7 protein-coding genes and 1 pseudogene are annotated in these 7,896 nt (G+C 63.4%); 5 read left to right on the plus strand and 3 right to left on the minus strand.

Translation table 11 applies throughout. The features are described 5' to 3' along the window. The first annotated feature begins 110 nt into the window (after window positions 1–110). Window positions 111–1,004 carry a LysR substrate-binding domain-containing protein gene (locus C5L10_RS30960; protein ID WP_105432827.1) on the plus strand — a complete coding sequence of 298 codons (894 nt, stop codon included), beginning with the start codon at window positions 111–113 and terminating at the stop codon, window positions 1,002–1,004. A gap of 62 nt (window positions 1,005–1,066) precedes the next feature. Continuing rightward, the gene (locus tag C5L10_RS30965; protein ID WP_105432828.1) at window positions 1,067–2,011 is read left to right on the plus strand and encodes a threonine/serine dehydratase; all 945 of its coding nucleotides are present in this window, start codon (window positions 1,067–1,069) and stop codon (window positions 2,009–2,011) included. On the opposite strand, the gene C5L10_RS30970 is transcribed toward C5L10_RS30965, so the two are convergent. Continuing rightward, window positions 2,012–2,539: an Lrp/AsnC family transcriptional regulator gene (locus C5L10_RS30970; RefSeq protein WP_105432829.1), complete on the minus strand. Its 528-nt coding sequence runs from the start codon at window positions 2,537–2,539 to the stop codon at window positions 2,012–2,014. It abuts the gene before it with no gap. 81 nt (window positions 2,540–2,620) lie between these two features. Between C5L10_RS30970 and C5L10_RS30975 the strand changes: the two genes are divergently transcribed. Further along, window positions 2,621–3,007: a RidA family protein gene (locus tag C5L10_RS30975; protein WP_105432830.1), complete on the plus strand. Its 387-nt coding sequence runs from the start codon at window positions 2,621–2,623 to the stop codon at window positions 3,005–3,007. 6 nt (window positions 3,008–3,013) lie between these two features. On the opposite strand, the gene C5L10_RS30980 is transcribed toward C5L10_RS30975, so the two are convergent. Further along, window positions 3,014–4,597, minus strand: a complete 1,584-nt coding sequence (locus C5L10_RS30980) for a peptide chain release factor 3 (RefSeq protein ID WP_105432831.1) — start codon at window positions 4,595–4,597, stop codon at window positions 3,014–3,016. A gap of 97 nt (window positions 4,598–4,694) precedes the next feature. Here C5L10_RS30980 and dut point away from each other — a divergent pair, with 97 nt between their 5' ends. Then, entirely contained in the window at window positions 4,695–5,165 is a 471-nt protein-coding gene (dut, locus tag C5L10_RS30985; RefSeq protein WP_105432834.1) for a dUTP diphosphatase, read from the plus strand. A 129-nt stretch (window positions 5,166–5,294) separates the two neighbouring features. Further along, entirely contained in the window at window positions 5,295–6,263 is a 969-nt protein-coding gene (gene cysK / locus C5L10_RS30990) for a cysteine synthase A (RefSeq protein WP_105432832.1), read from the plus strand. Window positions 6,264–6,527: 264 nt separating this feature from the next. Here cysK and C5L10_RS30995 read toward each other — a convergent pair. Beyond that, window positions 6,528–7,769 (minus strand): annotated as a pseudogene (locus C5L10_RS30995) (YifB family Mg chelatase-like AAA ATPase); the annotation flags it as partial. Between the last annotated feature and the right edge of the window lie 127 nt (window positions 7,770–7,896).

The raw sequence follows: 7,896 nt of genomic DNA on the forward strand, positions 1-7,896 counted from the left end.
TTCATACTCCCTGGATTGAATTTTTGAGGCACCAACAATATGATTTCGTGGACGCCGGCGCGGTAGACGTCAATTTTCCGCCTTTAAGTCTACAAGCATGGAAGCTGAGGATGACTTTGCCCAACCTCAACGATCTCTATTTCTTCGTGCAGGCAGTGGAGCACGGCGGCTTTTCCGCGGCAGGGCGCCGGCTCGGCGTGCCGAAATCCACCGTCAGCAAACGCGTGGCGGAACTCGAGGATCGGCTCGGCGTGCGGCTGATCCAGCGGACGTCCCGCAGTTTCTCGCTGACCGATCTCGGCCGGGATTTCTTCCGGCACGCGCAGGCGTCTGTGATCGAGGCGGAGATGGCGGAAACCATCGTGCGTACCCATCTCGGCGAGCCGAGCGGCATCGTGCGGATGACGGCGGCGGTGCCGACCGCGCAATTCATCCTCGCCGATCATCTGGCCGAGCTTTCGGCACGATATCCGAAACTGCATCTTTCGCTGCATGTCAGCGACCGGTTCGTCGATATCGTTCAGGAAGGTTTCGATATCGCGGTCCGCAGCCACCAGGCGCCGCTGCCGGATTCGACGCTGCTGCAGAAGAAGCTTGCGACCGACCCTTTTTTCGTCGTCGCCTCACCGGATTATGTTCGCACCCATGGCGAACCCATGCGGCCGGAGGATCTCGCCGGGCAGAGGGCGGTCACCGCCGGCCCAACGGACATGGTCTGGAAGTTGGCCTCCGAGGCTGGCGAAGCGGTCGTCGTGACACCCAGATCCATGCTTTCCGCCGACGAGCCGTTGGTGATCATGAAGGCAACGATGGCAGGCCTTGGCCTGACCTGCCTACCGACTTCCGTCTGCCGCGGGGCGCTTGCCGAAGGCAGGCTGATCCGCCTGTTGCCCGATTGGACGGCCGGCAGCATTACCACGACGATCCTGATGCCGCATCGACGCGGGCAGCTTCCGGCGGTGCGCGCCGTCGTCGACTTTCTCAGCGAACGGATCGGCGCCTAAAAGGACTTTCATTTCGGCGACTTGGCGGCTACCCATGGCCGTTCCATTCCCAAGAGGCCATCATGTCGATCGAACACACCGTCACGCCAGAACGTATCGCGGAAACCGAAACGCTCATCCGTCCGCATATCCGCCGCACGCCGGTGATGCGCGTCGATATGCCGGATTTCGGCGGCACACCGCTGCCGATCGACCTGAAACTCGAGCTGCTGCAGCATTCCGGCTCGTTCAAGGCGCGCGGCGCCTTCACCAACCTTTTGACGCGCAATGTCCCGGCGGCTGGCGTCGTCGCCGCGTCCGGCGGCAATCACGGGGCGGCAGTCGCCTATGCGGCGATGCGGCTCGGCGTGCCGGCGCATATCTTCGTGCCGAGCGTGGCCTCGCAGGCAAAGATCGACCTCATTCGCTCCTATGGCGCGGAGCTGGTGGTCGGCGGCGATCGCTATAATGATGCACTGGCGGCGAGCCAGACCTACGTGGCGACGAGCGGTGCAATCGCCGCCCATGCTTATGACCAGGTGGAAACCCTGCTCGGCCAGGGCACGCTTGGCAAGGAGATCGAGGACGACCTGCCGGAGATGACGACGCTGATCGTTGCCGTCGGCGGCGGCGGTCTGATCGGCGGCATCGCCTCCTGGTTCCGCGGCCGGGTGAAGATCGTCGCGGTGGAATCCGACGGCGCGCCGACGCTTCACGAAGCCTTCAAGGCCGGCCGACCGGTGGATGCGCCGGCCGGCGGCATCGCGGCGGATTCGCTGGCGCCGAAGCAGGTTGGCGAGCTGATGTTCCCCGTTGCCCAAAAATTCCTCCAGCCGCCGATCCTGGTGACCGACGACGAGATTCTCGCCGCTCAGAAGGCACTGTGGGCCGGCGCCCGTATCGTTGCCGAACCCGGCGGTGCCGCAGCCTTCGCCGCGCTGCTTTCCGGCAAATATGTTCCCAGCCCCGATGAACGCGTCTGCGTGCTGGTCTGCGGCTCCAACACGACGGCGGTCAAGTTCGACTGATCATTCCGGCGGCAGGGGCACGTTCGGCCAGTCCGTCGTGACCTCCGCCTGAACCGGCCGGTCGAGATAGGTGGAAAGTGCGATATAGCTGCGGGTGCCGCGCACACCGGGCAGCGAATGGATCTGGCCGAGCAGGAATTCGAGCGCCTGCGGATTTTCCATCCGCACCTTGAGGATCACACTCGCATCGCCGGCCACGGAATGCAGCTCCTCCACTTCCGGGAAACGGGCGATCTGCATGAGCCGCTCGCTCTTGCCCCAGCCCGCCGCCTCCACATGCACGAAGGCTGTGAGAGGCTTGCCGACCGCCGTGCCATCCAGCCGCGCCACAGTATCGCGGATCACGCCCGAACGCTTCAACCGCTTGACGCGCTCATGTACCGCAGGCGGTGACAGGCCCACGATTTCTCCCAGCGCCACATAGCTCCGGTCCGCATCGGCGGCGAGTGCTGCTAATATCCTTCGGTCAAAAGCGTCCAGTGGGGCAGGCCCCCGCCGCTTCGGCCGAACATCCTCTGTATTTTCCATCCCATCGCCTCTTCAGCTTTTCTGCCGAATGGTATTCGGCAAGAATGAGGCATTACCAGATGAAATTCCAGAGGAAGCAAGATGAAGATGATCGCCCATAACCCAGAGGATGGCGTCTATGCCGCGACGCCTGACTATGTGCACGCCATGGAAGTGCGCAGCCCCGACCGCTTTCTTTTCGTCAGCGGCACGATGGGCCTCGACGAACACGGAGCGGCGGGTGCCGACCTGGAAAGCCAACTCCGCCTGATCTGGTCGAACCTCGACCGGATTCTTGCCGAAGCGCGGATGACGACCGACAATATCGTGCGGCTGACCAGCTATCTGCGGCACGCCTCCCATGTGGAGGCAAACCAGAATGCGCGGCTTTCAGCACTCGGCGGCCGCCTCGTGCCGACGACCGCCATCGTCGTCGAGACCCTGCGCGACGACTGGCTGGTGGAGATCGAGATCATTGCCGCGGCGTGAGCAGTCTCACGCCGCCTTGGCGACCTGATATTCCTTGATCGCGACCATCTTGATGGCAGGATAACGCTCCGACTCGTAGCGCAGCGAGAAACTGTCCTGCGCCAGGAAAACCGGATCGCCATCGAGATCGCGGGCGATATCGCCGCGCTTTACCGTCAGGAATTTCTCGAGATCGGCGGGCTGCTCTGCCGAGATCCAGCGGCAGATCGAAAAGCGCGACATTTCGAAGGAAACCGGCAGGCCGTATTCGCCCTGTAGCCGTTCCTTCAACACGTCGAGCTGCAGCGCGCCGACAACCCCGACGATGGCCGGCGAACCGTCTTCCGGCGAGAAGAGCTGCACGACGCCCTCTTCCGCCATCTGCTGCAGCGCTTCCTTGAGCTTCTTCGCCTTCATGGCGTCCTCCAGCCGCACACGGCGGAGGATTTCCGGCGAGAAGTTCGGTACGCCCTGGAACACCAGTTGCTCGCCTTCGGTCAGCGTATCGCCGATGCGCAGCGTGCCGTGGTTCGGGATGCCGACCACATCACCCGCGTAGGCGGTATCGGCCAACTGGCGCTGCGACGCGAAGAAGAACTGCGGCGCCGTCAGCCCGAGCTGCTTGCCGGTGCGCGACAGCCGCGCCTTCATGCCACGCTCCAGCTTGCCCGAGCAGATGCGCGCAAACGCGATACGGTCGCGGTGGTTCGGGTCCATGTTCGCCTGGATCTTGAAGACGAAGGCCGTCATCTTGTCGTCGGTCGCGTGCACGGTGCGGATGTCCGCCACCTGGTCGCGCGGCGGAGGGGCGAAATCGCCCAGCGCATCGATGAGATCGCGCACGCCGAAATTCCGCAAAGCCGAACCGAAGAAGACAGGCGTCATGTGGCCTTCGAGGAAAGCCTTGCGGTCGAACGGCCGGCAGGCCTCGATCGCCAGTTCGGTCTCCTCGACGAAGGCGGCGCGTTCGTTTTCCGGCAGGCGGTCGGCAACGCTCTGGGGTCCGTTGACCGGGGTCGCCTTGACGTCCGTATCCGAGCCGCGAACCGTGTTGTCGGCCAGGTTATAGGAACCACAAAAAGTCTTCGAACGGCCGATCGGCCAGGTGACCGGAGCAGTATCGAGCGCCAGCTTCTCCTCGACTTCATCGAGGATCTCGAACGGATCGCGGCTTTCACGGTCCATCTTGTTGACGAAGGTGATGATCGGGATATCGCGCATGCGGCAGACTTCGAACAGTTTCAGCGTCCGCGGCTCGATGCCTTTTGCGGCGTCGAGGACCATGACCGCGGCATCCACCGCCGTCAGCGTGCGATACGTGTCGTCGGCGAAGTCTTCGTGGCCGGGCGTATCGAGGATGTTGAAGACGTTGCCGTTATATTCGAAGGTCATCACCGAGGTGACGACAGAGATGCCGCGTTCGCGTTCGATCTTCATCCAGTCGGACCGGGTCTGGATACGGTCCTTCTTCGCCTTCACCTCGCCGGCGAGCTGGATCGCCCCGCCGAACAGCAGCAGTTTTTCGGTCAGTGTCGTCTTGCCCGCGTCCGGATGGGCAATAATTGCGAATGTGCGGCGGCGGGAAACCGCCTCGGCAATCGTTTCGGGCATTTTTTCTAGATCCTTTACGTTGCGCGTATCTAACGACTCCGTGGATAACTTTCAATTCGTGTTTGACCGGAGGGACAGTGGGTCGACAAATGACATGATGAACATTCACGCCCCCTCCTCGCCGAAGCTCAATCTCGTCCGTCTCCCGCACGGCGCCGGCCTCGATCTGCCGACCTATGAAACCGCGGGCGCCGCCGGCATGGACCTGCGCGCCGCCGTCGAGGACGGCATGCCGCTGACGATCGCGCCCGGCAAACGGGCACTGGTGCCGACGGGCTTCATCTTCGAAATTCCGGAAGGGTTCGAGGCGCAGGTGCGGCCACGCTCAGGCCTTGCCTTCAAGAACGGCATCACCTGCCTCAACACGCCAGGCACCATCGACAGCGATTATCGCGGCGAGGTGAAGGTGCTGTTGATCAATCTCGGCGACGAGGATTTCGTCATCACCCGCGGCATGCGGATCGCGCAGATGGTGATCGCGCCGGTGACCCAGGCGCGGGTGGCCGAGATTACGGAAACCTCGACGACAGCCCGCGGTGCCGGTGGCTTCGGCTCGACCGGTCTTTGAACGCAAAGGCGTTTTCGTTCCCGACCACTTCCGGGAACAAAATTTCCATTTCTCTTGCCGTCCGGTTCCGCCTTGCTGGCATTCGTCGGGAACACGCCCTAACTTCTCTCCAAACTCAGGGAGAGCACCATGCCAGAGACCAGAAAGCCGGGCCGCGGCCGCATCTATTCCTCGATCACCGAAACCATCGGCGACACACCGATCGTGCGCCTCGACAAGCTGGCCAAGGAAAAGGGCGTGAAGGCCAACCTTCTGGCCAAGCTCGAATTCTTCAACCCGATCGCTTCGGTAAAGGACCGTATCGGGGTGGCGATGATCGAAAGCCTGGAGGCCGAAGGCAAGATCGCACCTGGCAGGACGACGCTGGTCGAGCCCACGTCCGGCAATACCGGCATCGCGCTCGCCTTCGCGGCAGCCGCCAAGGGCTACAAGCTGATCCTCACCATGCCGGAAACCATGTCGATCGAGCGCCGCAAGATGCTCGCCCTGCTCGGCGCCGAACTGGTGCTGACCGAAGGGCCGAAAGGCATGAAGGGTGCGATCGCCAAGGCGGAAGAACTCGCCGCTTCGCTTCCGGATGCAATCATCCCGCAGCAGTTCGAAAACCCGGCCAACCCGGACATCCACCGGAAGACGACAGCCGAGGAAATCTGGAACGATACCGACGGCAAGATCGACATCTTCGTCTCCGGCATCGGCACCGGCGGCACGATCACCGGTGCCGGCCAGGTGCTGAAGGAGCGCAACCCGGCACTCAAGATCATTGCCGTCGAACCGGAAGAATCGCCGGTCCTCTCCGGCGGACAGCCCGGGCCGCACAAGATTCAGGGCATCGGCGCCGGCTTTGCGCCAAAAATTCTCGACACGCACATCTATGACGAGATCGTCACCGTCAACAGCGGTGAGGCCATGGAAATGGCCCGTCTGGTGGCGCGGCTCGAAGGCGTGCCGGTTGGCATCTCCTCCGGTGCAGCGCTGCAGGCCGCCATCGAAGTCGGCGGCCGGGAGGAAAATGCCGGCAAGACCATCGTCGTCATCATTCCCTCCTTCGCCGAGCGTTATCTGTCGACGGCGCTGTTTGAAGGGTTGGGCGGTTAGCTGCACTTCTCAGGTCGTCATCCTCGGGCTTGACCCGAGGATCCATGGCCAAGCCCAGCAGGGTTGACTACGTTAGGGCGCGTCGCCAGGCGGATGGATCCTCGGGTCGGGCCCGAGGATGACGACGGAAGGGTATGCTATCCGCGTCTCCCTAAGCGGCGATCCGCCTAAGTGGAGCTTGGTCATTGGTGACGACCCGCCCTGGCCGCAGAGCAATTCATCGCCATCTCTTGGCCCTCGCAACCCCATCCCTAACCTTCTGCCTCACGCCGCAGCCGTCGCCAGCCGTTCGCCGACCATGCGATAGGAAATCGCCTCGGCGAGATGAATGCGGCCGACCGTGTCCTTGTCGTCGAGATCGGCGAGCGTGCGGGCGACTTTCAATATCCGATGGTATCCGCGGGCCGAGAACTTGAGCTTTTCGGCCGCATCCCTGAGCAGCTGGAGACCGCCGGGATCGGGTTCGGCGATCTTCTCGATCAGCGCCGTCGAGCAGCGGGCATTGGTAAGGACGCGCGGATAACCGGCCTGTTCGAACCGCTCACGCTGTCTGTCACGCGCAGCCGCCACGCGCCTGGCGACATCCGCGCTGCTTTCCGCCGGCCTCGGGCGAATGAGATCGGCGGCCGAGACTGCTGGCACGTCGATGCGAATATCGATACGGTCCATCAGCGGCCCTGAAATGCGCCCCTGGTAGTCCGACATGCATTTTGGCCCGCGTGCGCAGGTATGGCCGGGTTCGCCCGCCATGCCGCAGCGGCATGGGTTCATGGCGGCGACGAGCTGGATGCTGGCGGGATAGGAAACCCGGTGATTGGCGCGGGCGATAATGCACTCGCCAGTCTCCAGCGGCTGGCGGAGCGCATCCAATGCCTGCGGGGAGAATTCCGGGAATTCGTCGAGGAACAGCACGCCGTGATGGGCGAGCGATGCCTCCCCGGGCCTTGCGCGCAGGCCACCACCCACCAGCGCTGCCATGGTGGCCGAATGATGCGGCGTGCGGTAAGGCCGGCGATCGGAAAGCTTACCGCCGGAAAGCTGGCCGGCGATCGAATGGATCATCGACACTTCCAGCAGTTCGGCGGCAGAAAGCGGCGGCAGGATGGACGGCAACCGGGCGGCGAGCATGGATTTTCCGGAGCCGGGAGGGCCGACCATCAGAAGATTATGGCCGCCGGCGGCGGCGACTTCCAGTGCCCGCTTGGCGCTTTCCTGACCTTTGATGTCGACGAGATCCGGCAGATTGGCAGGCAGGGCGCGAATTGCCGGCTGCGGGCGGGAGATGACCTGGGTGCCGCGGAAATGATTTGCGAGCGCGATCAGGCTGCGTGGCGCGACGATATCGATCTCGGCCCCTGCCCAGGCGGCTTCCGCGCCGCTGTCGGCCGGGCAGATCAGCCCCTTTCCCAGCGCGTTGGCGGCGATTGCCGCCGGAAGTGCGCCGGCCACAGGCGCAAGCGTGCCGTCGAGGTTCAGTTCTCCGAGCACGACATAACCGGTGAGTGCTGACCTGCCACTGAACTTTCATCCGACTGCGATTAGAGCCTCGGCGGCTTTGAATACGCCAAATGGCGCGGTGGGAGCAACCGGCGGAAACGCGAAGCTTTCATCTTGCGCAGCGTTGGAGCCGGTT

It is taken from the genome of Neorhizobium sp. T6_25 (genome assembly GCF_002968555.1).
Classification (GTDB): Bacteria; Pseudomonadota; Alphaproteobacteria; order Rhizobiales; family Rhizobiaceae; genus Neorhizobium.